Source organism: Vibrio chagasii, assembly GCA_041879415.1.
GTDB lineage: Bacteria > Pseudomonadota > Gammaproteobacteria > Enterobacterales > Vibrionaceae > Vibrio.
In genome coordinates this window covers 1,044,627-1,071,425 of record CP090851.1, presented here as the reverse complement: position 1 = coordinate 1,071,425, position 26,799 = coordinate 1,044,627, and the positions used below count along the sequence as shown (strand labels likewise).

The following is a 26,799-nucleotide window of genomic DNA, read 5'->3' as shown; positions in this document are numbered from 1 at the left end:
GCAATTATGCGATAGCACTTGCTGCATTTGAATCTAGGAACCACTCTGTTTCACCAGTTTTAGACTGGATTTTCGCTGCCGGGTAAGGCAACTCTGAAGCAGGAGTAGTATGAATTTCTTTAACGATCTCAACTTTACCTGCACCCAGTACTAGGTAGCTGATTCGTTTTGCTGCTTCTAAAACTTTCGCAGTTTTAGAAACACGGATTTGACCAGACTCAGGGTGAGAAGCCAGTACAGACAGGTTCTCATCTTGGTAGTTTGTTGCACCGGGGAATAGTGAAGCAGTGTGGCCATCTGCGCCAACACCTAGCAGAATCCAATCGAAAACAGGTGTGCCGTTTTCACAAGGAATCACATCAGCCATCTCTTTAGCAAATCGCTCAGCTTCAGCTTTTGGCTCATCTTCACCACGAATACGGTGAATGTTCTCTGCTAGAAGGTTCACGTTTGAGAAAAGTAGTGCATTTGCTTCGCCGAAGTTGCTTTCTGCATCATCCGGTGCAACACAACGCTCATCACCCCACCAGAAGTGAAGGTTGTTCCATTGAATGCCTTCTGCGTATGGCGCTTGAGCCAATAGTTTGAAAAGCATTTTAGGTGTACTACCACCAGACAGTGAAATGTGAACAGGCTTTCCCTGCTCGCTGTACGCTTTCATTTCGTTTGCTAGGTTTTCAACAACTAGCTCTGGCGTTTCAAAGATCTTGTGGTTGATCATAGTTCGCAGTAATCCGTGTCTGTTAAGTTTTTGCATGGGAAACGCCATGCGCGGCCATCACGTTGCAGAAGTTCATCCGCTTCCTGTGGGCCCCAAGTACCACAAGCATAGCCAAACAGTGCTTGAGGATCTTGTTTGAAGTCTAAGATTGGTTGAACGTACTTCCAACATGCTTCTACCGCATCGGTACGTGCAAATAAAGTTGCGTCACCGTTTAGCGCATCAAGAAGCAGACGTTCGTAAGCTGTTAGCATTTGAGTTTCTGGCAAGTCAGAGTAAGAGAAGTTCATTTTCACTTCTTTTGCTTTGAAGCCTGCGCCTGGCTCTTTCAAACCAAAGCTCATCTGAATACCTTCGTCCGGTTGGATACGGATAATCAGTTTGTTCTCTGGTGCATCTTGACCAAATACTGGATGCGGCGTGTTCTTAAAGTGAATCACGATTTCCGTCACGCGTGTTGGTAAGCGTTTACCGGTACGCACGTAGAATGGCACCCCGTTCCAACGCCAGTTATTGATGTGCGCTTTCAGACCAATGTAAGTTTCAGTACGAGAGTCATCTGCAACACCGTGCTCTTCACGGTAACCCAACAAGTGCTGGCCGCGAACATCAGAAGCAGTGTACTGACCTAGCACGAGATCTTTACGTAGGTCTTCTTCTTCAAGAGGCTTCAGACACTGAAGTACTTTAACCACTTCATCACGAATAGAGTCAGCGTTAATTTGAGCTGGTGGTTCCATACCAACCATTGCTAGTACTTGTAGCAAGTGGTTTTGGAACATATCACGAACAGCGCCAGAACCATCGTAGTAGCCGCCACGTTCTTCAACGCCAAGGAACTCTGCACCTGTGATTTCAACGTAATCAATAAAGTTACGGTTCCACAGTGGTTCAAACATCGCGTTTGAGAAACGAAGCACTAGAAGGTTTTGTACCGTCTCTTTACCTAAGTAGTGGTCGATACGGTAGATCTGGTGTTCTTGGAAGTGATGATGGATCTCTTCATCTAACGCTTGAGCAGAAGCTAAATCGTAACCAAATGGCTTCTCGATGATCAGACGGCGCCAGCCATTCGTTTCATCGTTTAGGCCATGCGCAGCAAGGTTTGCTGGGATAACACCGTACAGGCTTGGCGGCGTTGCCAAGTAGAATAAAGTGTTGTGGTTTTCGAATTGGTAGTCTTGCTCAAGTTTGTCTAGACGTTGTGCTAAACGAGCGTAATCGTCTACATCTGAAGTGTTGATCGCTTGGTAATGCAAATGTTCAATAAATGCATTCAGCGTCTCTGGTTCAGTTTGCTCCATTTCCTGAAGAGACTTCTTCAGCTTCTCACGGTAAGACTCATCGCTGTACTCAGTACGGCTCACTCCAAGAATCGCAAAGGATTCTGGTAGTTGATTGCTAGCATACAGGTGGTACAAAGCAGGAATTAACTTACGGTAAGTTAGATCTCCCGACGCACCAAAAATAACGATGCTGCTGTTTTCAGGTATTACCATCATCTTTCCTATAAAAACAAGGTTTTTAGTATTCGCTAAAGGTATCAGCGACATACGAAAATAGATAATAGGTCTTGGCTATTACATCAATAGCAAGTGCCTATTACACTTGAGAATGCGTTTGGTAAACGAGGGTGAATGCTATCACCACTATTCGGGACAGTATTGTCTATGAGTATTTGATTTACATCAACCACTGTGAAGGCAATCGATTAAATATTGACTCTTTTCGAACAAAATATAATCGACCATAGATTTTTCAAGGGTTGAAACAGAAGCAAATCGGCATTCTCGAACATTGTAATCGAGAAAGAATGGCATCTGGTCTGTGGAGTGAGTAGAGAGAGGTGAAAAAGAAAGTAAAACCAGCTTATTCAACTTGGTTTTACACATAATGAGGAATAAAGGTTATCTCTTAAAAAGAAGGATAGATACGCTACCTTGTGGCTTTGTTATAGCAGCGTTCAGGTCGTCCCACTGTACCGTAATTCAAATCAGCGGCTAACTCTCCGGTGGTAATCAAGAACTCAAGATAACGTCGTGCTGTAGTTCGGCTTGCACCAATGCGTTCACCTGCCTCATCAGCCGTGATGTTCGCAGAATCTGCCTGTTGAAAAATCGCGCGAATCTTATCGAGCGTTACGCCATCGATCCCTTTAGGCAACGTCGATACTTTTCCAGAGTCGGCTTTAGCATTGGCTTGCAACATCTTATCGACCAAACCTTGGTTAAGATCTGACACACTCTCGAACTCTTGTTGCTGTGACTGATACTTCTTCAGCGCAGCTTCCAAGCGAGGAAACATGACTGGTTTCAATAGGTAATCCACCACACCACCACGCATCGCTGTCTGTAAGGTATCCACATCTCGGGCTGCAGTGATTAAAATTACATCACACCCTTGGTTGTTACCTCTAACATGATTAAGAATATCGAGCCCACTGCCGTCTGGCAGATAAACATCTAAAAGCACTAAATCTGGCTTTAAGATATCTAGCTGCATTAATGCTTCTGAATGGGTGGTCGCTATTCCGACAACATCAAAACCTCCCATCTGCTCTAGATAGCGATGGTGAAGTTCTGCAATCGCAATATCATCTTCAATGACCATGACTCTCGTGATTGCGTTCATTTAAGTTCTTCCTTTAACCATTATTTTTCCGTCACGGTGATCTTCATAGATTCACTCGTGCTCTATTGTTCTTCTTTCGGCAAATACACTGTCATGCGCGAGCCAAAGTCGTTGTTGTCGACCATTTCTAACTGCCCTTGATAGCGGTCAGTGAGCTGCTTAACCAAATACAAGCCAACACCGCGGTTTTGTTTGGCTTTACTCGACACCCCTTTTTCAGTCAGCGCATCGGTTGCCAAGTGCTTGGGTAATCCACATCCTTTATCTTCCACTTCCACGATGATCTCGTTACCAAAATCACTGATAGATACTTCAATCACTCGACGTGAAGGGACAATCTGCCCCTCTTGTTTTATCGCTGACATCGTCGCATCAAAAGCATTGTCAATCAGGTTACCAAGAATAGTGACAACGTCATCAGCGTTCAGCCAATTTGGTAATGCCTCTAGCCTAGACCCCTCTTCAACTTTGAGTTCTAAGCCTATCTCTCGTGCGCGCTCGGTTTTGCCTAGCAACATGCCCGCAATCAGTGGATCTTTTACCGTTTCTCTCAAGAACTCGATAAGGCTTTGATAGTGCGCTGTTTCTTGCCCAATCAATTGCTGAACAGATTCCAACTCACCCATCTGGATCAAGCCACTGATCGTGTTTAGCTTGTTCTTATGCTCGTGAGTTTGTGAGCGTAATAAATCGGCATATTCTTTGGTTTGCGAAAGCTGATCCGTTAAGTCACTAATCTCATCGCGCAATCGGAAACTGGATACCGCCCCTACCACTTCACCCGCTACAATGATGGGGCTTCGGTTGGCGATGATTCGTTTGTTATTGAGATACAGCTCGACGTCATGATCAGTATCACCTGTCGATAACAGCTGCTCCAAGTCACTGCCAGCCAATACATCGGAAAGGCGCTGTTGATTAAGGGCGGATTCTCTGTCGATAGATAAAATATCGCAGGCGCTCTTGTTTATTGAGCGCAAAATTCCATTCTTATCGATACTCAAGATGCCCTCTTTAACCGTACTCATAGTCACATCAAGTTCGACATATAGGCGGCCGATCTCTTCGGGTTCAAACCCCAAGATAGCGCGTTGGAAACGACGAGAAACGTAGCTTGAAATAAGAGCGTTAACCGCGACAACCAGCAATGCCATCACAATCAAAAAAGCCAAATAAGGTTCTATTCTGTCTTGGAGGGAATCTAAAAGATAACCGACCGAGACAACACCAATTATCGTGCCATCAGCATCTTTTACCGCTGATTTACCACGTACTGAAAAACCCAGAGAGCCTTTCGCGGTCGACACATAGGACTCTCCATGCACCAAGGCCTTTTGGTTATCGCCGCCTCGCATTGGTTTGCCAAGCCTATCGTCATAGGGGTGAATCAAACGAACGCCCTTCTCGTCACCGACAACGATAAATGCAGCACCAATCAGCTGAGTAAGGTTTCTGAATTTGGCTTGAGTTTCTTGTGAAAGAATATGAGGGGCACCGTGAGAATTTAAGGTTCCATTTTCTTGAATAATACGTGTCACAAGCGGTGACTCAGCAAGAAAATCAGCAACACCGAGCGCTTTCAGGCCCATCTCTTGCTCTTGAGATTGTTTTATATAAGCGAAGCCTGCCGCTGAAAGTATCAACAGTTCAACAAGGCCAGTGACCGTCATGATAATCAGCAACCTTTTTCTGAAGCTGATACTACTCCATTTCATATAAATCCGTCCCTAGTACTTAGCTGGCAATGTTAACACTAAGTTAATCACAGCACCTTTACGCCAATCCGAATTTGTGACTATTGCTCAACTAAATAATTAACCAAATTGTTAATTGATATTCCTTTATGTCCGACATTCGCGCCAATCGTTCACATTTAGAACGGATTAGCTAAAAAAACCAAATATTCGAACAAATATTGAGCTAGATCACTAAGGTTTTAGGTGTTTTTTAGGTTGTTTAAAATAAATACAATTATAATGGTTGCATATGAAGGAGTTTATTGTTGCCAAGCTATACGTTGCAACTTTAAGACAGCGTTTTAAACAAGACTGTCAGTTAACAGAAAGGTAACAACTCTTCACTCACTGGACGTATCGATAAGTAAAAGTTGCGCGCTCGCCGTTACGAATGATGAACAAACGGATCAAGTATTCTCCCCTATTCATCCATCGCTATTTCACAACCGGCTAGTTTGGCAACGAAGAGGTGACTGATAAAAAGCAGCCCCCAACAATAAAGCATTGATGAGCAGGAAGTATCGATCAGTGGCAACGTCCAATAGAAACAGGATAAAAAACATAACGTATAAACATTGTTGAAAAGGAAACCAGGCAATGAAACGCGATACTTTTGGAATCTGCCTTACAAAGGCTATGCTGTTCAAAAACTTACAATCTACTTTTACTCATGTCAGAGCATATGAGAAGAACGAGACTTCCCCTCTCGATCTAAAAGTGTTGTTAGCTTTCCCGCAAATGTCAGGTAGAGATTTATTACAAACGATGCAAGGTTCACGACAATTGGTGTGGCGTGCCGATCACCATTGCCCAAGCTTTAAATAGCACCCTCCCTTTGTAGTAATTTCTTCTATACTGAACTTAAAGAGCACGATTCGTCGTGCTTTTTTTGTTTCTTTGTCTTAAGCCGCTAAATCCTTAATAGCATTCACATTATGTTAACGATTGATTAGGTTATTTGCCTACATGAGGTAATCTGTTCAAGACAAATGATGATCCCCCTGTTAACATTAGAGTTAATACTCTAATTTGGTAATTAATGCAGATGACCAAACCGACATTCCGATGCCTTGCGATTGCCAGTATCCTTTTCGGTACTATCAGTACGCCAAGCTATGCTGCCCCGCTCACTTTTTCTGAGGCGTGGCAAATTCTCCAAGAGAACAACAATTCTCTTGCAGCTCAACAAGCTAATGTTGAGCGTTATAATCATCTCCAAAATGCAACTGGAAGCCTCAACCTGCCTTCAGTAACGCTAGGTGCTAACTACACTCACCTTGACAGTGATGTGACCATCAATGGTGAACAGTTCGCTGATAGCCTGAGTGGTGTACCAAATTTGGGAGCTATCGGAAGTATTCTGCAGCCTATATTAGGTGGCGTTACCTCAACGATTACCGAGCAAGATATCTTCAGCTCTTCTATTCGTGCAGTATGGCCTATTTTTACAGGTGGTCGAATTACCGCAGCACAAACGGCTGCTGAAGGTAAAAGCGAAGAAGCGCAAAGCCAACTCTTGATGGAAAAGCAGGCTCGCTACGAAGACTTAAGCAAATACTACTTCTCAGTGATCTTAGCTGAAGATGTCGTAGAAACGCGTCGAGCAGTCGAAGCTGGCTTAACTCAGCACCGAGATTTCGCTATCAAGATGGAACAGCAAGGGCAAATTGCACGAGTAGAACGCCTTCAAGCAGACGCTTCTTTAGATAAAGCGGTAGTGGAACGCACCAAGGCTGAAAATGATCTTAAGATTGCTCAATTAGCCCTTACCCAAATTCTTGGTCAAAGCCAAAGCGTTGAACCTTCAGAGCAACTGTTTATCAACAAAAACCTACCTCATATGGATGTGTTTATTGATCAAACATTGATGACTTATCCGGGCCTAAAAATTCTCGATGCGAAAGAGAAGCAAGCAAGTAGCTTAATCAAAGCAGAAAAAGGCAAGTACTACCCAGAGGTTTACCTATACGGAGATTACAACCTCTATGAAGACGATTCACTCGCCAGTGAAATGAAACCCGATTGGTTAGTCGGAATCGGTGTGAACGTGCCATTACTCGACACTTCAGGTCGTTCAGACAAAGTGGCGGCTGCGCACAGTGCAGTATCGCAAGTTAAATTCCTTAAGTCGCAAGCGAAGCAAGACTTAACCGTGTTGGTGCAAAAGACCTATCTCGAAGCAAACCAAGCTATTGAAGAAGTCCAAGGGCTAAACTCTAGCTTATCGCTAGCTCAAGAAAATCTGCTACTTCGCAAAAAGGCCTTCACTCAAGGGCTCTCTAACTCGTTAGAAGTGGTTGATGCTGAGCTATACCTTGCGAGCATCAAAACACAGCAATCCGCAGCACGATTTAAATACCTAATCTCTCTCAACAAGCTTTTAGCGCTCAGCAGCGAGATGAATGCTTACTCGAGTTACTTAACTTCTTCTGTTACGTCTGATTTCGACTCAAAAACAGACACCGTTAGCCAGTCAAAAGGATAATTCATGAAACCTATTAAGCCTCTTCTTCTATCTATAGTTGGTATCGGCATTGTTGGCTGGGTCGGATACAGTTTTTACCAAGCGTACCAACCTCAGCCCGTTAAGCTTCAAGGCCAAATCGATGCTCAGCAGTACAGCATCTCTTCGAAAGTACCAGGACGAATTGACGAAGTATTTGTGCGTAAAGGCGACTCTGTTGAGAAAGGTGAGTTGATCTTTTCTCTTCTGAGCCCGGAAATTGACGCTAAGTTAGAACAAGCTAAAGCTGGTGAAAAAGCGGCGGGTGCTCTGGCTCAAGAAGCAGAAAATGGTGCACGTACTCAGCAAATCCAAGCGGCCAAAGACCAATGGCTGAAAGCCAAAGCAGCCGCTGATTTAATGGAAAAAACCTACCAGCGAGTAAACAACCTTTACAATGATGGCGTAGTCGCCGAGCAAAAGCGTGATGAAGCCAAGACACAGTGGCAAGCAGCAAAATACACAGAAAGCGCAGCTTTCCAGATGTATCAGCTAGCACAAGAAGGTGCTCGTGATGAGACCAAAGTGGCTGCCGCTCAAAAAGCATTGATGGCCGCTGGTGCAGTCGCTGAAGTCGAAGCTTATGCAAAAGACACACAGATCCACAGCTGGTTCAGTGGTGAGGTATCTCAAGTGCTACTGAGTAGCGGAGAGTTAGCGCCACAAGGGTTTCCAGTTGTCACTGTGATCGATACTAAAGACGCATGGGCGGTACTTAACGTTCGTGAAGATATGCTCAAGCACTTTGAGAAAGGCGCACAATTTGAAGCTTACCTACCCGCTTTAGATAAGTCGCTGACTTTCCAAGTGACGCATATTGCTGTTATGGGTGATTTTGCAACTTGGCGCTCAACCGATGCTGCGCAAGGCTTTGACTTACGTACATTTGAAGTAGAAGCACGCCCTGTAGATACAAGCGAAACACTGCGTATGGGTATGAGCCTCGTGGTTGAGCTTTAGGTGACGTATGTCTGCTAATTCTCACTTCCCAGAACATCACAAAGCGAAAAGCAATTTGCTTAGACAGTGGGCTATTGTACGTAAAGACAAGTGGCTGCTGTCGTGCTTAACTTGGATACCCTTGCTGCTTACTGCAAGTATCTGGCTGATCTTCTCACAAGGCATCGCCCGTGACTTACCTGTTGCTGTGGTTGACCTAGAACACAGCCAAATTTCACAGCAGTTTACTCGCTTAGTCGATGCCTCACCTACCCTGCAGGTCACTCAGAAATACAGCTCCGCAAGTGAAGCAGCTAAAGCCATGATTGAACGTGATATCTACGGCTATGTTGTTATACCTAGACACTTTGACCGAGATCTTTACCTTGGGCTAAACCCGCAGGTATCCGTGTTCTACAACAGCCAGTTTATATTGATTGGTAAACTAGTGAACTCGGCTCTACTGCAAGCTCAGGGCACGTTCAACGCTCAACTCGAAGTGATTAGACAGCTTTCACATGGTGACACCACGGTACAATCTGCATTGGGGCAAGCTGTCACCGTACAAAGCCAAATCACGCCATTGTTTAACAAGAACACCAGTTACGCTCAGTTCTTGGTATCTGCCGTAATTCCTGCTTTATGGCAAATCATGATTGTAGTGGGAACAATTTTGATACTGACTGCAAATGTACGCGCGCGTGGGCTTCAAGCATGGCTATCTCACTCTTCTGTTAAAGCACTCGCATCGACACTAACCCCTTACGTTGTGCTGTTTTTGGGGTTCGGTATTGCCTTTAGTTTTTGGTTTTATCGCCTTTTAGAGTGGCCATTTAACGGCAGCTTTATGGCATTAACCATCGCACAGTTACTGACGGTTATTAGTTGTATCATTATGGGTTGCTTGTTCTTCTTCTTGACGCTTGATCCAGCAAGAGCAATGAGTTTTGCTGGCGCATTTACGGCACCAAGTTTTGCCTTTATGGGAATCACCTTCCCTGTCACAGACATGAATACGGCTGCCCAAGGTTGGAGAAGCCTACTGCCTGTTAGCCATTACATTGAAGTACAAACGGCTCAGTCTAGTTACGGTGTGAGCGCTGCGCAATCGCTGATGAACCTCACTTCAATGTTTTGGTATGTTATTCCTGCTTTTATAGTGATCTTGTTGATTAAAAAGCACTTAGCGCAAGCAGCACAGTCGACACAAGTAGAACATCAAGGAGTAAATCAATGAGCTTTACTCAATTGCTGAAACAAGAATTACTGGCGGTTCTTCGCAACCCTGTTGTATTACTGACGGTATTTGGTGGCGTGGTCTTTTACTCATTCTTGTACCCGCTACCCTACGCCAATCAAGTACCTCAACAATTGAAGGCATCAGTCGTGAACCTAGACAAGAGCCAAAGTAGCTACCACTTGGAGCGAATGGTCGATGCGACCTCTCAAATTGATTTGGTTCGCCGTGATTCCACTATCGCTGACGCGAAACAGGCTGTGCTTAACCAAGAAATTGGTGGGTTCATCGTCATTCCTGAAGACTTCTACAAAGACCTACTTTTAGGAAAAAGTCCAACGCTCTCTTATGCAGGCGATGCATCTTACTTCTTGGTTTACGGCACTATAGTTGAAGGGCTTGCGAAGGCAGGCGGCACGTTAGCAGCACAAGTCAAGGTCAGCCACCTCTTAATTGAAGGCGTGCCTTTAGAATCCGCAGCCAAGGGTTATAGTGCATTTAGCTTGAATCTAAAACCTACTTTCAATAGTCGTATGGGATATATCGATTACGTGGTTCCGGCTGTCTTTGTGTTGATCCTTCAGCAAACTCTAGCCATGGCATCCGGGTTGATTGGTGCGACACAAAACGCCCAGTCTACATTCGGTTACTGGAGTAAAATCTCCCCAGCAAAACTTATCCTTGCTCGATGCTGTACCTTAGTGGGCATCTACTATTTGTTATCGATGTACTACTTCGGCGCCAGCTTTTCGATGTACGGCATAAACCAGCTAGCCGCTATCTCACAGATTTTAACCTTGTTACTGCCCTTCTTGTTGACTAGCTGTTTAATCGGGATTTTTATCGGAGAGTTAGTACCAAGAAGAGAACTCGTAACCGTGGTTGTACTGATCAGTTCAATGCCGCTCATTTTCTCCTCTGGTTTCATTTGGCCGATTGAGATGATGCCAGAATGGCTCGTGCTGTTATCACAACTGTTCCCAAGTACACCAGCGATTCAAGGGTTCTTAGCTTTAAACCAAATGGGCGCCTCGTGGCAAGAAGTGGCACCTCAATGGACGCTGTTATGGGGGCAAGTCGCTCTATGGGGATCGTTATTGGCACTCAAGCTCTACCACAAGTCGAGCAAAAGCGTCGTTAACCATGCTACCGACCATAGCCGTTGAACCGATTAACTCATCAAAAACCAAAAGCCCTAATATAGGGCTTTTTTATTACCCTCAAAACTGAAAATGGCCCTAAGTTCTTACGACCAATCACCTCCAACCCACCTTTCCTGATTTAGCCTACTGAGATAACAACATTACAACTCAGGTTTATCAAAAGCCGTTTCAAACATAGTTACAGAGCCAAGATGAGACCATTCATGCTATGAGTCTTGCTATTTTATATGCTTTTTCCAACTCAAAAATCATCGACTTATTCCTAAAAGACGACAAAACACGAATAATTGTAAATTTATTGTAAAAATTTCTTTGACGCCATTCGTTTTATGTATAGGGTTATCAATAAGACGTGGTAAGCCGAATATCATAGTCTTAATGGTGCACGTGCCGAAAGGATATCCATATAAAACGTGATTAATAGTTATATTTATTTCGCATTTCGACTTGGCTCCAGAGCATTTTGTCGCTACCGAAGAGATAACTAAGCTATTGAAATATAAAACAAACACAACAGAAACAAACATAATTTAATAAAAAGACAGGGAAAACCATGAAAAACATAAGAGAATTATTTTTTGGGTTTATATTATTGTTTAGTTCCAGTGCATTTGCAGAAGAAGGATCATTTAATCAAGCTATTAGCAATTTAAGTCAAAGTGTTGATGGATTTTTCAACGAATACACAGGATGGTTCGTTGGATTAATATTTAAAAGTGTACCGGTAGGTGAAGCTAATTTCCCTATCATTGTAGGCTGGCTATTACTCGCAGCTATGGTCTTCACAGTTTATTTTGGTTTCGTTCAATTTAAACGTGTCGGTATGGCTATCGATATCATTAAAGGTAAATACACCGACCCTAAATCGAAAGAAGATGGTGAGGTTTCTCACTTTCAAGCACTCACCACTGCTCTGTCAGGAACCGTGGGCCTAGGTAATATTGCCGGTGTTGGTGCAGCCCTTGCGATCGGTGGTCCTGGTGCAACATTCTGGATGATTTTGTGTGGCCTTCTAGGGATGGCTTCTAAATTCTGTGAGTGTACTTTAGGTGTTAAATACCGAACTATCTTGCCGTCAGGTGTTGTTTCGGGTGGTCCTATGTACTACCTCAGCCAGGGCCTTAGTGAAAGAGGTTTAGGCGGACTGGGTAAAGTACTGGCTATCGGTTTCGCACTCATGTGTATCTTAGGTTCACTGGGTGGCGGTAACATGTTCCAAGCTAACCAAGCTCATGCAATGCTAACGTATGCGTTTGATATCCCAAGTGAGTACGGTGTTATCACTGGTCTTGTACTAGCAGCTCTTGTTTTCTCTGTAATTGTTGGTGGTATGCCTTCTATTGCATCGGTAACGGAAAAAGTAGTTCCTTGGATGGCTGCACTATATATCGGTATGGCTGTGGTTGTTATCGGTTCTAACCTAGATCAAGTTGGTCCTGCATTCAGCGCAATCTTTACAGGTGCATTTACTGGTGAAGGCGTCGTTGGTGGCTTCATTGGTGCGTTAATTCAAGGTTTGAAACGTGCTACCTTCTCGAACGAAGCGGGTGTTGGTTCTGCGGCTATTGCTCACTCAGCAGTTAAAACAAAAGAGCCAATCACTGAAGGCCTAGTGTCACTGCTAGAACCGTTCGTTGATACAGTAATCATTTGTACTATGACTGCATTGGTTATCACTATCGCGGGCTTGAACACAGGTCCATTCGATGGTTCAGGTTTAACAGGTGTAACTCTAACTGCGGCATCGTTCACTGAAACTGCAGGTTTCTTCAAATACACATTAGCACTAGCCGTTATCATGTTTGCATTTTCTACTATGATTTCTTGGTCGTACTACGGTCTTAAAGCATGGACTTACCTATTCGGTGAAGGAAAGGCTACGGAACTGGTTTTCAAAGTGATGTTCTGTGTGTTCGTTGTAATTGGCGCAACAATCCAATTTGGTGCGGTAATCGACTTCTCTGATGCAGCTATCTTTGCAATGTCTATCTTTAACATCCTAGGTCTTTACTTCTTGATGCCTGTTGTTAAGAAAGAACTGCAATCATTCGTTGCTCGTGTGAAATCAGGTGAAATCAAAACCTACGAAAAGTAATCACTCGCTAATTAACACTGTTCTAAAAACTTTGGTAATACCCTTTGCTTGAGAAAGCGAGAACAGGACATTAGCTTAATGAAAATCCCTACCAGCTTTGCTTGTAGGGATTTTTTGTACCTAAATTTTCCTGTTCACGCTGCTCAGAATCTTGGCATACTTGTATACGCTCAACCACCTCTTCTACCTCAATCATTTCACGTTGTGCTAATGGCGAATTACAATCATCGAAGCAATAAGCTACGGTGCAGTTCTCACACTGATATTCATTCATGGTCTATCCCTCCCCATCGTAATGACATGACCAAAGAACAACAGGCCGTGTGTTCATCCTAGAACAGAACCACTATGAGGCTGACAACGTCTATAAATATGCGCGCAAAGTCACCAAATACCCAACTAGTCACATAAAGCTGTTAACTATGAAGCACCAATCACAAATGGCGGAGAGGTAGATGCAAGTATTCTTAGTAGAGAGACACATTCTTCTCACCACCTAGCAACAACAAAAAACACCCACACCATTTGCATGATGTGGGTGTTTAAAATTTAAGAGTATGACTTAGCGTTTAACCTACAAACCCATCTCTTCAGTTAGGGCTTTGATTTGCTCAAGATCCATGGTGTGAACCTCAATCATTTGTCTAATGTCGCTGAGACGTGAGTTCGCGTTATCTTGCTTCTCACAAGCGTCAGACTTCGCATCCCAAGACGTACCATCTAAGAAAACATCACACGCCTTCTTCAATGATCCTAGGTTCTGCTCAATGGTATCTCTTTCTTTCTCAAGCTTTTCTAGCTCTTGAGAAATCTGTAGTTCTTTGCGGAAAAGCTCGCGAGAACGCTCAAACAAAGTCGACTGCATATCTGCCTGACGGTTTAGCTTCTGGTTATCTTGCTCTGTTTTATCTAATGTCTGTTTCTGCTCGTTTAACTGCTGCTCTAGTGAGTAATTTGCTTTCTCTAACACGGCAGATTGCTTGGCAAGATCTTGAAGTTCTTTTTGATGCGCTTCTGCTTGCTCAGCCAAAGCCGCTTCAACCTTAGCATCAATTTCAGTATCAACTTCCGCCACTTTCGCTTCAACAGAAGACACCAACTGTGTTTTGCTTTCACTCAATTCTTGATAACGAGCTTCGAGTACCTGATAAGTGGATTCCCACTTGGAAGCTGTCACTGTAGAACCAATCAAGCCACCAAGAGCCAAACCAATAACGGCAGCGATACCGATATAGAGCTGACTGCGCTTATCGCGTTCTTCAATAACAACCACTTCATCTTGTTCGCTTTGTCCAGGTTGCTGGTTCACTAGCGGGTACTCCCAAAAATATGTTAAACGTTACGCGGTCACTGGATGGTTAAGTTATATCAAACAGTGCTAACGAGTTAATTCCGAAATCATTAGGCTGGCAGTATACAAAAGGAAGCTACTAACGATAACTATCACCACCCATTTTTGTACTTTTTCGTTTGTCCTATAACGAAACAGTACAAATGCCAACGCCAATAAAAAAACAATCGCTATTAGTCGAGTCATAACTCCTCCTTGTTTCTCTATTTTATACCATTTAAATAAGCAAGTTACGTCAGAGTCGCGTTGTTTAATCATTTAGTTGAACAACATTTGTTCAAACAGATATTTTGTAGCTGACATCACAATTTATATGATCTAGGATACGCCTACAGATTATCTGATCAGTCAGGTAATTGTTCCAATGAAGACTGCAGGAGAGTGGTTTTTAACTAAATATTAACATTTAGTTAGATTGACCCGCCGAAGAAGTAAATCTTTCAGGTGCTTTATGCTGGAGAAATCCGGAAAAGTGAGGACTGTCGTTGGAGGAACCTCTGGAGAGAACCGTTCAATCGGTCGCCGAAGGAGCAAGCTTAGTGCCCATCACTTATCTAACAGTGATTCGCTAAGTGAAACTCTCAGGCAAAAGGACAGAGGAGTGGAAAGCAACAAGCCTTAATTAACAAAAGAATTCTATCTAGAAATCCGTATGTATTAAGTGGTGCTACCGATCCCTGCGATCTGCACTGCCTTCCCTCTTCTCCTTAAATTTTTAATTTATTAAGGGGAATCTATGAACCACCTACAAGCTACACTACAAACCATCAACCAATTCGTTTGGGGACCACCACTGCTTATTCTGCTAGTGGGTACAGGTATCTACTTTACTTTTCGCTTAGGCTTACTCCAGTTTAGACACCTCCCAACCGCGCTAAAAATGGTGTTCATCAAAGACAAATCTGGTACGGGTGACGTATCAAGTTTTGCCGCTTTGTGTACCGCGCTTTCAGCAACTATTGGTACAGGTAACATTGTTGGGGTAGCGACCGCAATCAAGATTGGGGGCCCTGGTGCCCTCTTCTGGATGTGGCTTGCCGCGTTATTTGGTATGGCGACTAAATACGCTGAGTGCCTTCTTGCCGTGAAATACCGCAGAACCGATAGCAATGGTGAAATGGTTGGCGGCCCAATGTACTACCTGCAATACGGAGTGGGCTCAAAAATCTTGGCGGTAATGTTCGCTGTATTCGCTTTAGGCGTAGCCTGCTTTGGTATTGGTACCTTTCCACAAGTAAACGCAATATTAGACGCTACAGAAATCTCATTTGGTGCTTCACGCGAGATGTCAGCGGTCGTACTAACAGTGTTAGTAGCAGTTGTTACATTAGGTGGTATTCAATCTATCGCTAAAGTGGCTGGAAAAGTCGTTCCAACTATGGCGGTTATGTACATCGTCGCATGTTTAAGCGTTCTGGTTTCCAATGCAGATCAACTGCTGAATGCCGTTACTCTTGTTGTTACCTCTGCGTTTACTAATACAGCAGCAACAGGCGGTTTCTTTGGTGCGAGTATCATGCTGGCAATCCAATCTGGTATTGCTCGCGGTGTGTTCTCTAACGAGTCTGGTTTAGGTAGCGCACCAATGGCTGCGGCGGCGGCAAAAACAGATTCATGCGTAAAACAAGGCCTTGTCTCTATGACAGGTACTTTCTTCGATACCATCATCATTTGTACGATGACAGGTTTGGCGCTCATCTTAACGGGAGCTTGGCAGACTGACTTGTCTGGCGCTGCAATGACCACTCATGCATTTGCTGTTGGTCTGAATGCAGACACATTAGGCCCTATGCTAGTGTCTGTTGGTTTAATCTTCTTTGCATTTACCACGATCCTTGGCTGGAACTACTACGGCGAGCGCTGCGTTGTGTTCTTGCTAGGTACCAAAGCAGTTTTACCTTACAAGGTCATCTTTATTGCGCTAGTCGCGTCTGGTGCATTCTTGAAGCTTGATATGATCTGGATAATGGCAGATATCGTGAACGGCCTAATGGCTATTCCGAACCTAATTGGCCTTATCATGTTACGTCATGTGGTTATCGAAGAAACTAAACTATTTTTCAAACCACTGAACACTTCAAGCGACTATAACGCAGTAAAAGCTTAAGTGAGATAATTGTTTGAATAAAAAGCCCGCACTTAATGCGGGCTTTTTATTTATTAAGTTAATCAGGCAAGTAAATTAACTAAAACATTACTTAAATAATTACCCCAAATATTATAAGACCTTTCAAGACATCTTATCGCTATTAAAATGAAAGCTTAATTAGGCATTACTTATATTTAATGATTATTAAATATTGTGTATTTTGGACAAACCAAAAAAAGATCAGAAAAAGTAACATGTGACTTTAATTCATATATAAGTCAGTTTATAGTCGCAAACATTGTTGAGATAATTATAATAAAAATAAAACGTTGGCTATATGATCAAATTTGACCCTATAACAAATCGTATTTATAACGACGATCGTTCTATTAAGATTGGATACAGAGAGAGCCGTGTTTTAGAACTACTACTTAAACACGCACCCGATATTGTGAGTAAGGTGGACATTATTAACTACGCTTGGGGTAGCGAGTTCATAGGAGACACCTCTCTTGCGAAAAGTATTAGTTTATTACGCCAGAGATTCGTTAAGCTCGGAGTAAAAGACTCACCAATAGTAACAGTACCTAAGGTTGGCTATCGCCTCATTGAGCATTGTGTTTATATCGATTCTGCAGATGATGATCCAATCATGACAGCGCCAGAGGAAGTAGCGCCAGTAGTTCAGCCTAGCAACGAAACCGCTCCCTCCTTAATAGAGGAAGACAGTGGACATCAAACACTATCGGTATATCGTAAACTCGCCTTTTCTAGGAACCTAGCCTGTTATGTAACTGCGGGCGTACTCGTGGCGATATCTATCGTGTTAGCACTCAGTAAGTTTCACGAAAAGAGCCTTCATGAGGTTAAACCATCAGACAGATTAACCGAGTATTGGATAGGTCAACTCCAGATATTTCAAGACCCTCAGATGACGTTAACACCTGAGTTGAAAAGACTGCTTACCAAGTATCAGTGTGACTGCATTGCGTATATTAGCGAAGAGCCAGGTTATTCTGAGCTTGCGATACTCGATAAGGTGACTCGTAAATCAGTAAACATTTTTTACGAACCATCACAGCTAGACAAAGCCAGTAAAGAGATTGAACTGTTCCTAGAAAGGGGGTCGTTATGATGCCGTTTATTGCTGTTTTCTCCGCATTAATCTTATTGGCTGGTGTGTGGAGTATTCCTGACTCGCATACACTTGAAGATCACAACTACCAACACAGTATGATCGACCTACTAGCCGAAGATAACGTATTACGCAGTGATGCGTTCACCAAAATTAAGGACAACAAAGTACTTCATATCGTCTCCATTCAAGACGATAAGATACCAAACCCTATCGTGCTTCGCTTCCAAGGAAGTGCGGGATACTCGAAGTCGTTTAGTTTCGCGATAGCAGGCACTATAGACTTACTGTCTGTGCAAAAAATCAATGAGGCCATGAATGACAATCTATTATCGCCTTACCTTTTGCTTAACAATGATCCACTAACGTTGAATATTGATATTTTGAGCTCCAATGAAGCATTTGCCATTATTCGAAGTTGTAATAGCGGTCGTACTCAACTTTTAGCCAAGCGTTGATTCAACTCTCTAGGTTAATCTAAGTAATCTTCTGATATATTGTTTTCAAATGGATTTCGGCTCCGTCCGAAATCCAAACTTTTCTCACTCCCCGGCTTACCCTACTTTACTTTCTTAATTCTGACATGTCTCATAATTGAAACTATTCACATAGCAATGAGTTTCAATTACGAATTGACTCCTTACGATAAAAATAATTATACAAACAATATTTGAAGCAAGATCTCATTATTACCCTTATATTGATAATTAAGATTAGACGATATTAACTAAGCTACACCTCATACCAAACCTCATACCAAAAAGTATTGATTAAAGAATAATTCCCACTATCCATAACCTTTTAGATCTATATATATTCTTCGAAGACTGTTATTTACTGACAACTCATAGCAAAACTAACGGTGTATTTTCAACGTCAAAATCATATTGACGTAAAATACAATCCATCACGTGGCAATTTCCTAAATTCGCTTTGATGTCAGCCGAATAACCTTTAAGCCTGTTACATTCGTTTTCATCAAAAAACAAAAAAATCAAAATAACCCACTGAATTTATTGGTTAATTTAATTCAATCATTTTCAGTATCGTTACTTTTGTCAGTATGGAAAAGTGAAATGGTCCTGTTAAAGCACGACACCAATCGCATTACCAATATAAAAATGACAAATGAGGGGATTGTTAATGATCAGTAGAAAAAAAAGCATCTTAGCTGCAGCAGTATTGTCGGTACTATCGACCGGAGTAAACGCAAAGATATACCCAGACCAAATCGTACGTGACCAACTTGGCGAAGATGTATGTCGCTCTGGTTATCGTCCGTTAGACCGCTATGAAGCTGAAGAACATAAAAGCTCACTGCAAGCACGTATGGGGACTTGGGACATTGTTGGTCTATTGGGTAACTGGGTAATTATGGGACCGGGCTATCACGGTTTGATCAAGCAGGATGTTCCGAACGGTAAGACCTTTTGCTACCCAAACAATGACCAATCAGAAATCCCAAACTACCCTGCTAAGTCAATCGCTGAAGGCAGTGAAATTGATGTTGAGTACGGCCTAGTCACTGATCGCAAGGACTTCGTTCGCCCGCTAAGTTACTTAGCTCACCATCTAGGTTACGCCTGGGTTGGTGGCAATAATAGCCCTTATGTTGGCGAAGATATGACGATTAACCGTTCTGGCGATCGCTGGGTTATTCAAGGAAACAACAACGGTTCTTGTAGTGGTTACCGCTGTGGCGAAAAAACAAAAATCATCGTAGATAACTTTACCTACACCGTTAACGACGATAATTTCTGGCATGGTGATGTAACAGAGTCAGACCGCGAACTAGTAAAAACTGTATACGCAACGGCAAAGAACTACAGCAATGTTCCTCAGCAAGTGGTTGTTGATTTAAAAGTCGACGAATCAACAAACTGGTCAAAGACAAACAGCTATGGTTTTTCAGAAAGCGTTCAAACAGAGAATACGTTTAAGTGGCCTTTAGTTGGCGATACCAAGCTCACTATTAAGTTTGAAGCGAACCAAAGCTTCTCAAACTCTAACGGTGGCTCGACTAGCGAACAAGTGACGCTTCAAGCTCGCCCTATGGTTCCAGCGAATTCAGAATTGCCGATTCGTGTAGAACTTTACCGTTCAAGCATCGCTTACCCATACCGATTCAACGCTGACATTAGTTACGATGTTGAATTCAACGGATTCCTTCGCTGGAGTGGTAATGCATGGCACACGCACCCAGATAACCGCCCTACTAAGCCACACACCTTTACTATGGGTCGTGCTAGCGATAAATCCGCTGATATCCGCTATCAATGGGACCACCGCTACATTCCTGGCGAATCAAAATGGTGGGACTGGGGCTGGGCTATTAAAGAAGCCGGTCTGTCAAACATGCAGTACGCAACAGGCGGAAGCTTACGTCCTTTCCACTCTTTCGTCTCTGGTGATTTTTACGCAGAATCACAATACGCAGGTACGATCGAAATTGGTCAAGCTAAACCATTAAATTCAGGTGGCCTACGTTCTCGTAGCGCTATTGAAGGCGAGAACCAAACCACAGAACAGATTGGTGATATTGATGTGACCACGAACTTTGATGCTCAAGAACTGAGTGACTTGGGCTTTGAAGGCGCAGAGTTCAATGTTCGTCTAGCTGACTAATATAGCCATCTAAATACACAGTAATAGAACACCTGCTGTGTAATACGATAAAGCCCACGCTAATTTGGTAACAAGAACCTCGCGTGGGCTTTCTTTTATTCATAAGAGATCAGAAACTAAGCTGGCTTTTCCATCAGAAGTTTAACGCCTAACCCCACCAATACCATACCGGTTACGCCTTCCATCCACTTCATGAAGCTTGCGTTCTTTAGTAGATTTTTAGCTGAATTTAACGCGCCAGCCAAACCGCACTGCCAAAGCATAGCGATGATAAAATGAACCGAAGCCATTAACATAGACTGCAGCAACGGCGAGCCTTCAGGATTAACAAATTGAGGTAAAAACGCCAAATAGAAGACAGCGGTCTTTGGATTCAAAACGTTAGACAAAAAGCCTTCTCGTAGCGATCGTTTGGCACTGTAGGCTTGTTGAGTTTGCTCGCCTACTTTCAACCCACCACCGTTTTTCATCAATGCACGTAAGCTACTTAAACCAAGCCAGATTAAGTAAACGGCACCCACCATTTTCAAGGCTTGAAATAGCTCTGCCGATTGAGCAAGAATCGCAGAAATACCGACGGCAGAGAAAAAGGCGTGTACATATAGCCCAGCACAGATACCAAAGCTCGTCATGCATCCGTCAGCGAGGCCTGCGCGGCTGGTATTGCGAATCACCAATGCTGTATCCAAGCCAGGCGTTAACGTTAAAATAGTGATGGCAATCAGAAATGCCTCAAAGTTCAAAATATCCATATCATTATCATCTTTGTTCAGCGATCTATCATCAATACCGTTTATCTGCGCAATTCGCAAGCAACAATTGCCACCAGCTATACAAGTCACTGATTTTGTGCACAATGGTACAGTTTAATTTGTTAAGAAATAGTAAATTCGAGCCATCGTATCGCTTGATACTATTATTGCTATATCTTCGGCTGAGAAGTACAGCATTAGTCAAAGCGAAGCCGTAATAAAGTACATGAGAAATGAACCTTATCGATCTTCGGTGCTAAGGGGCATTCAACGAAACCAAATTAAGAGTAGTCAAATGAGCGCATTCAAAAAACTAGTCGAACACTCTCAAAAATGTTCACGTTTTCAACATCTAGCTTCAATTTGTGGTTGGGACCAAGCGTCAATGATGCCAGCAGGTGGTAACCAAGCGCGTAGCGAAGCGATGGCAGAACTTTCAGTTCATATTCATGGGTTAATGACTCAGCCACAGCTGGCCGATTGGATCTCTGACGCTGAAAACGAAGACCTGAATAATGAACAACAATCATCGCTTCGTGAAATCAAACGTCAATGGCAGCAAGCGAACCTACTTCCTGAGAAACTGGTTGAAGCTAAGTCACTAGCCGGTTCAAAATGTGAACATGCATGGCGTAGTCAACGTGGAAACAACGACTGGGTTGGCTTCGAAAAAAACTGGCGTGAAGTGGTCGAACTATCTCGAGAAGAGGCTCAAATTCGTGCCGATGCAGCTAACCTAACGCCTTACGATGCAATGCTAGATATCTACGAACCAGGTACTAGCTCAGCATCATTAGACATCTTGTTTGCGGATGTGAAAACTTGGCTCCCAGGTCTCATTGATGATGTCATTGAAAAGCAATCGAGCGAGCAATTTAATGCTCCTAATGGCTTTTACGCCGCTGAAAAACAAAAAGCACTAGGCTTAGAAGTCATGAAGTTACTTCAATTTGACTTCAATCACGGCCGATTAGATGAAAGTGTTCACCCATTCTGTGGTGGTGTGCCTTCAGATGTCCGTATCACAACTCGCTACGATGAAGCCGAATTCGTACAGAGCTTAATGGGCATCGTACACGAAACAGGACACGCGCGTTATGAACAAGGCTTGCCAAAGCACCTAGCAGGCCAACCTGCTGGTCAAGCGCGCTCTATGGGTATCCATGAATCTCAGTCTCTGTTCTTCGAGATGCAAGTTGGCCGCAGCGACCCATTCATCGGGCACTTAGCTAACCTAGCAGGACAACAGTTCTCTGGTTCTGAATTTGAGAAAGATAACTTCCAGAAGATCTACACTCGCGTTAAGAAAGACTTCATCCGTGTCGATGCTGATGAGCTAACCTACCCTGCACACGTTATCTTACGCTATGAAATTGAACGTGACCTGATCAACGGCAAAATCAAGCACACTGATGTGCCGGAGCTATGGAACAGCAAGATGCAGTCTTACCTAGGTTTGAGTACGGAAGGCAACTTCACCAACGGCTGTATGCAAGATATCCACTGGACAGATGGCGCATTCGGCTACTTCCCATCTTACACACTAGGTGCAATGTACGCGGCTCAGTTCATGGCTTCAATGAAGAAAACCATCGATGTGAACTCAGTAATTGAAAGCGGCGACCTATCCCCTATCTTCACTTGGTTGGAGTCAAATATTTGGAGCAAAGGCAGCCTACTCACCACCGATGATTTGGTAAAAGGTGCAACAGGTGAAACCTTGAATGCGCAATACTTCAAAGATCATTTGAGAAGTCGTTACCTTTAATTAACGCATCAACACAGACTGTATAAAACAATAAATGAAAAGGCTGAGCAGATTACTGACTCAGCCTTTTTCATAGTAAAGTGGATCTATAATATCCTATAGATTCAGAGCTTTACCTACATTACTTACCTTTCAACATATCGAAAAAGATCTCTCTCGACACAGGTGTATTATCTCTGTGCGTCTCATACAAAACGTGTTCTTCAGCGTCTGCAGACTTCGATAATTTAATGCTCCACAATGCTTTTAGTTGGTTAGGTACGATCGAGTAACGAACATCAATAACCCGAAGCGCATCATTTGGATCTTTTGAGATAAAACCATTCGAAAACCAGCGGAAACGCTCAATATCTTTTGCTTGCTGTGAATTAGGGTCGAGCCATGGGAAATCCCTATTAACATTGAGTTTCGCAATAGACTCTCCGGGATATGTCTTGACGGATGTCCCTACTCGCACCGCATCCACGTAATAATGGCTTTCTGTTTCATACACGACTTTCCAAACCAAAGTATTCGCAAAGCTTGGCTTAGCATCAAGCCGAATAGGGACATGCTGCCTTTCTTGCGCTAGCTGCCACCCAATGGCTTCTGCTCTATCACGTTGTATCATCCCCAACGTTGGATAAATTAGTGCCCAAGCAAACGCAGCGCGGGCTAGCCATGGAGTTCGTTTCCATGTCGCCAACACCAACAATATTAAGATAGGAATAGTGTAGACAGGGTCGATAATCGAAATAGTATTCCAAGCAAACCGCTCATTAGTCAGCGGCCAAAGCAGTTGAGTTCCGTAAGTTGTGCAGGAATCTAACAATGCATGTGTGCCATAGCCCAATGCACAGTATAACCAGCCTTGTTTAAAAGAGAGCCCGTACCTTTTTGCGAATAGAGGATACAAAACCAGAGCGCAAATCAAACTGCCAAAGGGGATAAACAGGAGCGAATGGGTAAACTGTCGATGAAACTCCAAGGCTAACAATGGATCACTATCAGAGCGAATAAGCGCATCCAAATCTGGCGCCATTCCAGAGAGCAAACCTAAAGCCCCTGCGACCACCAAGTGTTGCTTTTTACTCGCCGATTGTGACAAAGAAGCGCCTAGCACGCCCTGCGTTAACGGATCCATAAATCACTCACTTTTAGCAGTCCCTTAATCTGAATACGTACATTTAGCTATAGCAACGAATCAGGTTAAACAACAAGATTTTATCAACATACTCATAGACATAATTGTATAAATGTAGACTGGCAAACAAAAAGAGCAGCCTGATGGCTGCTCCTATTAAATTTTCACGACTGGTTTCTAATCAAAGTAATTGTGTCGCCTTACTCAACAATAACTCCCAATCAGATGACTCAACCTGCCCTTTTCGAATATTCACCTTGTGGTAGCCTTTTTTGGTTAAGGATTTCACTTCAATAATAGAACGACCAAACACAGACTTTCTAACCACTAGGTTCGCTTTAATACCATGCAAATATACGATTCCATCATCTAAAGACAAGTGGCTTCTCCTGAGCCTAGAGGCAATCGCATAAAACGCAACCATTATGATGATTGAGGTAATGAGAGGAAAAAACTGCAATTCAGTTTGATAAAAGTAGCGGATCATCAAAGATACGATCGTATAGGTTACAGTCATTGATAAAACAACACTCCATCGTGGCCCATTACTTTTAAATGAGATTTCCCGTGCCATTATAAATTCCTTTGGGTCAGTGTTTGAGCACATTTGAGATATTTATAAAACAGGATGATTTTATTATGAGTAATGATGCATTAAAAGGAGGAGAGCATGTTATTGGAGGACTCGGTCGCAATTAGACATTTACATGGTATTTCACACCTAAATGTCTAATCAAGTCATCAACCGGATAAGCACGAACTGTCTGACACTAACGAGCCACCATGCTAACCGCAATAATCACCAACAATACAGAGAAGATCTTCTTAATCGTTGGAACGGGTAAATGGTTTGTCGCCTTTGCCCCCAAAGGAGCGGTGAACCAAGACGTACACACGATACCCAATAACGCTGGTAAATAAACAAAACCTGCAAATCCATCAGTTAAAGCAAAGTGGCTGCTGCCCGAGGTAATGTAACCGATAGAGCCGAATAGCGCGATGACAATACCACATGCAGACGCACAGCCGATCGCCTTTTTCATATCAACTGAAAAGAACGTGAGCAAAGGAACGAGTAACGCACCGCCACCAATCCCTATCATTGCAGACAAGCCGCCAGTAATGGTTGTCAGAACCGTTAATACACCTTTATTCGGCAGCTTTCGTTCTTTTGGCGCATCGCTTTTACTGCTTAAGAACATCTTAACTGCGATAAGCACCACACTGACCGCAAACACAATACGAACGACCTTTTCCGGCAACAAAGCCGCCATAAAACCACTAACCAAGGCACCAAGTGCTACGCCGAGCATAATCCAAGGCGCAATGTTCCAGGGCACATTTCCATTCTTGTGGTGAGCAAGTGCAGAAGAGGTTGAAGTAAATAGAATCGAGGCCAATGAAGTCGCAATTGCAGCAACAACCACTTGTTCAGACGGTAAAACATCTAGATACAGTAAAATGCTGCTTAGCACAGGCACAATGATCAGCCCCCCACCAATACCTAACAACCCGGCAAGAAAACCCACACCACTGCCTAATAACGCGCAGTAAAAAATCAACAACAGCAAATCACTCATTTCATCCCTCTTTTAATTGAATAAACCATCTTAAATAACCCAATATAATTGTGGTTATATTTCCATGAAGATAACTAATATAACTGACACCAGCTTTCATTTTCAAACAGATAGATCATGAATATTCCTCATGTTGATTGTGAAGTAATACCATTGTTAATCACAGCTCTGTCCAAGTATAAAAATACTAAGCGAATAACTTAATACAAATTCTTAAACGAAATAGCCAACACTCTTAATACGGTTACAAGCGAAAATAACGCAGTGATATAAAAGACCGAGAGTAAGTCAGACAACGAATTGGGAAGTCAGAACAGTATGAATAACGAATTTAATTTTACGATTAAGAGCATCAGCCTCGACGAAAACTACACACCCGCAGACAGTACACGTATCACAACGAACTTTGCTAACTTGGCTCGCGGTGAAAGCCGCCAAGCGAACTTGCGTAACGCATTACAGATGATTGATAATAGCTTCAATGCCTTAGCTCATTGGGATAACCCTAATGGTGACCGTTACTCTGTCGAACTAGAAATCATTTCAGTTGATATGGACATCGAAAGCAACGGAGAAGCATTCCCTTCTATTGAAGTGCTTAAAACCAACATCCTTGACAGCCAAACTAACGAGCGTATTGAAGGGATCATTGGTAATAACTTCTCTTCTTATGTCCGAGATTATGATTTCAGCGTTTTACTTTTGGATCATAATAAAGGCCAAGATAAATTCAGTATTCCAGCGGACTTTGGTGAATTACACGGCAAACTTTTTAAATATTTCGTCAACTCACAAGCTTATAAACAGAATTTCAAAAAACCACCTGTTATTTGTTTAAGCGTATCGGATAATAAGATCTATCATCGTACCGAAAATCAACACCCAGTATTGGGTTTTGAATATCAGCCGAATGAGTCTTCTTTAACGGAGCAATATTTCAAGAAGATGGGATTAGAAGTTCGCTATTTCATGCCACCAAATAGCGTAGCTCCGTTAGCATTCTATTTCTTTGGTGATTTACTCAATGATTACTCTAACTTGGAATTAATCAGTACCATAAGCACCATGGGAACTTTCCAAAAGATCTACCGACCTGAGATTTACAACGCAAACGCTGTTGCAGGAAAACGCTACCAACCTAACTTGAAAAACTCGGACCACTCACTGACTCAAATTGTGTATGACCGCGAAGAGCGCAGCAAGCTGGCTATCGAACAAGGTAAGTTCGCAGAAGAACATTTCATAAAGCCATACCAATCGGTTCTAGAGAACTGGTCCGCCAATTACGCGCTATAACGCGCTTTTGGGGAAATTAAAACCGATTTGGACAGCGATTAAACGCTTCTAGCAA

At 43.0% G+C, this 26,799-nt stretch carries 22 protein-coding genes and 1 riboswitch; of the genes, 12 read left to right on the top strand and 10 right to left on the bottom strand.

What is annotated here, in order from left to right:
* Window positions 1-4: 4 nt before the first annotated feature.
* From pgl to L0991_04710, 4 genes are all read right to left on the bottom strand, one after another.
* A complete protein-coding gene (gene pgl, locus L0991_04725) occupies window positions 5-721 on the bottom strand; it encodes a 6-phosphogluconolactonase (GenBank protein ID XGB63852.1) in 717 nt (238 codons plus the stop codon).
* Window positions 718-2,220 (bottom strand): glucose-6-phosphate dehydrogenase, encoded by a 1,503-nt coding sequence (gene zwf / locus L0991_04720; protein XGB63851.1) that lies wholly within the window; start codon window positions 2,218-2,220, stop codon window positions 718-720. Before zwf ends, pgl begins: the two co-directional genes overlap by 4 nt.
* 436 nt (window positions 2,221-2,656) lie before the next feature.
* The gene (locus L0991_04715; protein ID XGB63372.1) at window positions 2,657-3,352 is read right to left on the bottom strand and encodes a response regulator; all 696 of its coding nucleotides are present in this window, start codon (window positions 3,350-3,352) and stop codon (window positions 2,657-2,659) included.
* 62 nt (window positions 3,353-3,414) lie between these two features.
* Window positions 3,415-5,022 carry a sensor histidine kinase gene (locus L0991_04710; protein XGB63850.1) on the bottom strand — a complete coding sequence of 536 codons (1,608 nt, stop codon included), beginning with the start codon at window positions 5,020-5,022 and terminating at the stop codon, window positions 3,415-3,417.
* Between the two features lie 663 nt (window positions 5,023-5,685).
* On the opposite strand from L0991_04710, the gene L0991_04705 reads away from it, so the two are divergent.
* From L0991_04705 to L0991_04680, 6 genes are all read left to right on the top strand, one after another.
* Window positions 5,686-5,913: a hypothetical protein gene (locus L0991_04705; protein XGB63371.1), complete on the top strand. Its 228-nt coding sequence runs from the start codon at window positions 5,686-5,688 to the stop codon at window positions 5,911-5,913.
* 214 nt (window positions 5,914-6,127) lie between these two features.
* Window positions 6,128-7,573: a TolC family protein gene (locus L0991_04700; protein XGB63370.1), complete on the top strand. Its 1,446-nt coding sequence runs from the start codon at window positions 6,128-6,130 to the stop codon at window positions 7,571-7,573.
* A gap of 3 nt (window positions 7,574-7,576) precedes the next feature.
* Window positions 7,577-8,551 (top strand): efflux RND transporter periplasmic adaptor subunit, encoded by a 975-nt coding sequence (locus L0991_04695; GenBank protein XGB63369.1) that lies wholly within the window; start codon window positions 7,577-7,579, stop codon window positions 8,549-8,551.
* 7 nt (window positions 8,552-8,558) lie between these two features.
* Window positions 8,559-9,767 carry an ABC transporter permease gene (locus L0991_04690; GenBank protein XGB63368.1) on the top strand — a complete coding sequence of 403 codons (1,209 nt, stop codon included), beginning with the start codon at window positions 8,559-8,561 and terminating at the stop codon, window positions 9,765-9,767.
* The gene (locus L0991_04685) at window positions 9,764-10,933 is read left to right on the top strand and encodes an ABC transporter permease (protein ID XGB63367.1); all 1,170 of its coding nucleotides are present in this window, start codon (window positions 9,764-9,766) and stop codon (window positions 10,931-10,933) included. The genes L0991_04690 and L0991_04685 overlap by 4 nt, the downstream gene beginning before the upstream one ends.
* A 550-nt stretch (window positions 10,934-11,483) precedes the next feature.
* Complete coding sequence (locus L0991_04680; GenBank protein ID XGB63366.1) at window positions 11,484-13,025, top strand: alanine:cation symporter family protein; 1,542 nt, start codon at window positions 11,484-11,486, stop codon at window positions 13,023-13,025.
* Between the two features lie 88 nt (window positions 13,026-13,113).
* On the opposite strand, the gene L0991_04675 is transcribed toward L0991_04680, so the two are convergent.
* Complete coding sequence (locus tag L0991_04675; protein XGB63365.1) at window positions 13,114-13,299, bottom strand: hypothetical protein; 186 nt, start codon at window positions 13,297-13,299, stop codon at window positions 13,114-13,116.
* 300 nt (window positions 13,300-13,599) lie between these two features.
* Complete coding sequence (locus tag L0991_04670) at window positions 13,600-14,334, bottom strand: chromosome partitioning protein ParA (protein ID XGB63364.1); 735 nt, start codon at window positions 14,332-14,334, stop codon at window positions 13,600-13,602.
* A gap of 529 nt (window positions 14,335-14,863) precedes the next feature.
* A riboswitch (glycine riboswitch) is annotated at window positions 14,864-14,983 on the top strand.
* Window positions 14,984-15,112: 129 nt separating this feature from the next.
* Here L0991_04670 and L0991_04665 point away from each other — a divergent pair.
* From L0991_04665 to L0991_04650, 4 genes are all read left to right on the top strand, one after another.
* Entirely contained in the window at window positions 15,113-16,483 is a 1,371-nt protein-coding gene (locus tag L0991_04665) for a sodium:alanine symporter family protein (protein ID XGB63363.1), read from the top strand.
* Window positions 16,484-16,802: 319 nt separating this feature from the next.
* Window positions 16,803-17,600 (top strand): winged helix-turn-helix domain-containing protein, encoded by a 798-nt coding sequence (locus L0991_04660; protein ID XGB63362.1) that lies wholly within the window; start codon window positions 16,803-16,805, stop codon window positions 17,598-17,600.
* On the top strand, window positions 17,597-18,058 hold the full coding sequence (locus L0991_04655; protein XGB63361.1) for a hypothetical protein: 462 nt from the start codon (window positions 17,597-17,599) through the stop codon (window positions 18,056-18,058). The genes L0991_04660 and L0991_04655 overlap by 4 nt, the downstream gene beginning before the upstream one ends.
* 685 nt (window positions 18,059-18,743) lie before the next feature.
* Window positions 18,744-20,225 carry an aerolysin family beta-barrel pore-forming toxin gene (locus tag L0991_04650; protein XGB63360.1) on the top strand — a complete coding sequence of 494 codons (1,482 nt, stop codon included), beginning with the start codon at window positions 18,744-18,746 and terminating at the stop codon, window positions 20,223-20,225.
* Between the two features lie 116 nt (window positions 20,226-20,341).
* On the opposite strand, the gene L0991_04645 is transcribed toward L0991_04650, so the two are convergent.
* Window positions 20,342-20,977: a LysE family translocator gene (locus L0991_04645; GenBank protein XGB63359.1), complete on the bottom strand. Its 636-nt coding sequence runs from the start codon at window positions 20,975-20,977 to the stop codon at window positions 20,342-20,344.
* Window positions 20,978-21,272: 295 nt separating this feature from the next.
* Between L0991_04645 and L0991_04640 the strand changes: the two genes are divergently transcribed.
* Window positions 21,273-22,745: a carboxypeptidase M32 gene (locus L0991_04640; GenBank protein XGB63358.1), complete on the top strand. Its 1,473-nt coding sequence runs from the start codon at window positions 21,273-21,275 to the stop codon at window positions 22,743-22,745.
* A gap of 121 nt (window positions 22,746-22,866) precedes the next feature.
* Here L0991_04640 and L0991_04635 read toward each other — a convergent pair whose 3' ends face one another.
* From L0991_04635 to L0991_04625, 3 genes are all read right to left on the bottom strand, one after another.
* The gene (locus L0991_04635) at window positions 22,867-23,868 is read right to left on the bottom strand and encodes a metal-dependent hydrolase (protein ID XGB63357.1); all 1,002 of its coding nucleotides are present in this window, start codon (window positions 23,866-23,868) and stop codon (window positions 22,867-22,869) included.
* 181 nt (window positions 23,869-24,049) lie between these two features.
* The gene (locus L0991_04630) at window positions 24,050-24,385 is read right to left on the bottom strand and encodes a hypothetical protein (GenBank protein ID XGB63356.1); all 336 of its coding nucleotides are present in this window, start codon (window positions 24,383-24,385) and stop codon (window positions 24,050-24,052) included.
* Window positions 24,386-24,638: 253 nt separating this feature from the next.
* Window positions 24,639-25,448, bottom strand: a complete 810-nt coding sequence (locus L0991_04625) for a sulfite exporter TauE/SafE family protein (GenBank protein XGB63355.1) — start codon at window positions 25,446-25,448, stop codon at window positions 24,639-24,641.
* Window positions 25,449-25,766: 318 nt separating this feature from the next.
* Between L0991_04625 and L0991_04620 the strand changes: the two genes are divergently transcribed.
* Window positions 25,767-26,744 carry a DUF1852 domain-containing protein gene (locus L0991_04620; protein ID XGB63354.1) on the top strand — a complete coding sequence of 326 codons (978 nt, stop codon included), beginning with the start codon at window positions 25,767-25,769 and terminating at the stop codon, window positions 26,742-26,744.
* Window positions 26,745-26,799 lie beyond the last annotated feature (55 nt).

Bases quoted from the DNA above. Each gene is read 5' to 3' on its own strand.
- pgl (XGB63852.1), bottom strand. From the start codon at position 721: ATGATCAACCACAAGATCTTTGAAACGCCAGAGCTAGTTGTTGAAAAC.
- zwf (XGB63851.1), bottom strand. From the start codon at position 2,220: ATGGTAATACCTGAAAACAGCAGCATCGTTATTTTTGGTGCGTCGGGA.
- L0991_04715 (XGB63372.1), bottom strand. From the start codon at position 3,352: ATGAACGCAATCACGAGAGTCATGGTCATTGAAGATGATATTGCGATT.
- L0991_04710 (XGB63850.1), bottom strand. From the start codon at position 5,022: ATGACGGTCACTGGCCTTGTTGAACTGTTGATACTTTCAGCGGCAGGC.
- L0991_04705 (XGB63371.1), top strand. From the start codon at position 5,686: ATGAAACGCGATACTTTTGGAATCTGCCTTACAAAGGCTATGCTGTTC.
- L0991_04700 (XGB63370.1), top strand. From the start codon at position 6,128: ATGCAGATGACCAAACCGACATTCCGATGCCTTGCGATTGCCAGTATC.
- L0991_04695 (XGB63369.1), top strand. From the start codon at position 7,577: ATGAAACCTATTAAGCCTCTTCTTCTATCTATAGTTGGTATCGGCATT.
- L0991_04690 (XGB63368.1), top strand. From the start codon at position 8,559: ATGTCTGCTAATTCTCACTTCCCAGAACATCACAAAGCGAAAAGCAAT.
- L0991_04685 (XGB63367.1), top strand. From the start codon at position 9,764: ATGAGCTTTACTCAATTGCTGAAACAAGAATTACTGGCGGTTCTTCGC.
- L0991_04680 (XGB63366.1), top strand. From the start codon at position 11,484: ATGAAAAACATAAGAGAATTATTTTTTGGGTTTATATTATTGTTTAGT.
- L0991_04675 (XGB63365.1), bottom strand. From the start codon at position 13,299: ATGAATGAATATCAGTGTGAGAACTGCACCGTAGCTTATTGCTTCGAT.
- L0991_04665 (XGB63363.1), top strand. From the start codon at position 15,113: ATGAACCACCTACAAGCTACACTACAAACCATCAACCAATTCGTTTGG.
- L0991_04660 (XGB63362.1), top strand. From the start codon at position 16,803: ATGATCAAATTTGACCCTATAACAAATCGTATTTATAACGACGATCGT.
- L0991_04655 (XGB63361.1), top strand. From the start codon at position 17,597: ATGATGCCGTTTATTGCTGTTTTCTCCGCATTAATCTTATTGGCTGGT.
- L0991_04650 (XGB63360.1), top strand. From the start codon at position 18,744: ATGATCAGTAGAAAAAAAAGCATCTTAGCTGCAGCAGTATTGTCGGTA.
- L0991_04645 (XGB63359.1), bottom strand. From the start codon at position 20,977: ATGGATATTTTGAACTTTGAGGCATTTCTGATTGCCATCACTATTTTA.
- L0991_04640 (XGB63358.1), top strand. From the start codon at position 21,273: ATGAGCGCATTCAAAAAACTAGTCGAACACTCTCAAAAATGTTCACGT.
- L0991_04635 (XGB63357.1), bottom strand. From the start codon at position 23,868: ATGGATCCGTTAACGCAGGGCGTGCTAGGCGCTTCTTTGTCACAATCG.
- L0991_04630 (XGB63356.1), bottom strand. From the start codon at position 24,385: ATGACTGTAACCTATACGATCGTATCTTTGATGATCCGCTACTTTTAT.
- L0991_04625 (XGB63355.1), bottom strand. From the start codon at position 25,448: ATGAGTGATTTGCTGTTGTTGATTTTTTACTGCGCGTTATTAGGCAGT.
- L0991_04620 (XGB63354.1), top strand. From the start codon at position 25,767: ATGAATAACGAATTTAATTTTACGATTAAGAGCATCAGCCTCGACGAA.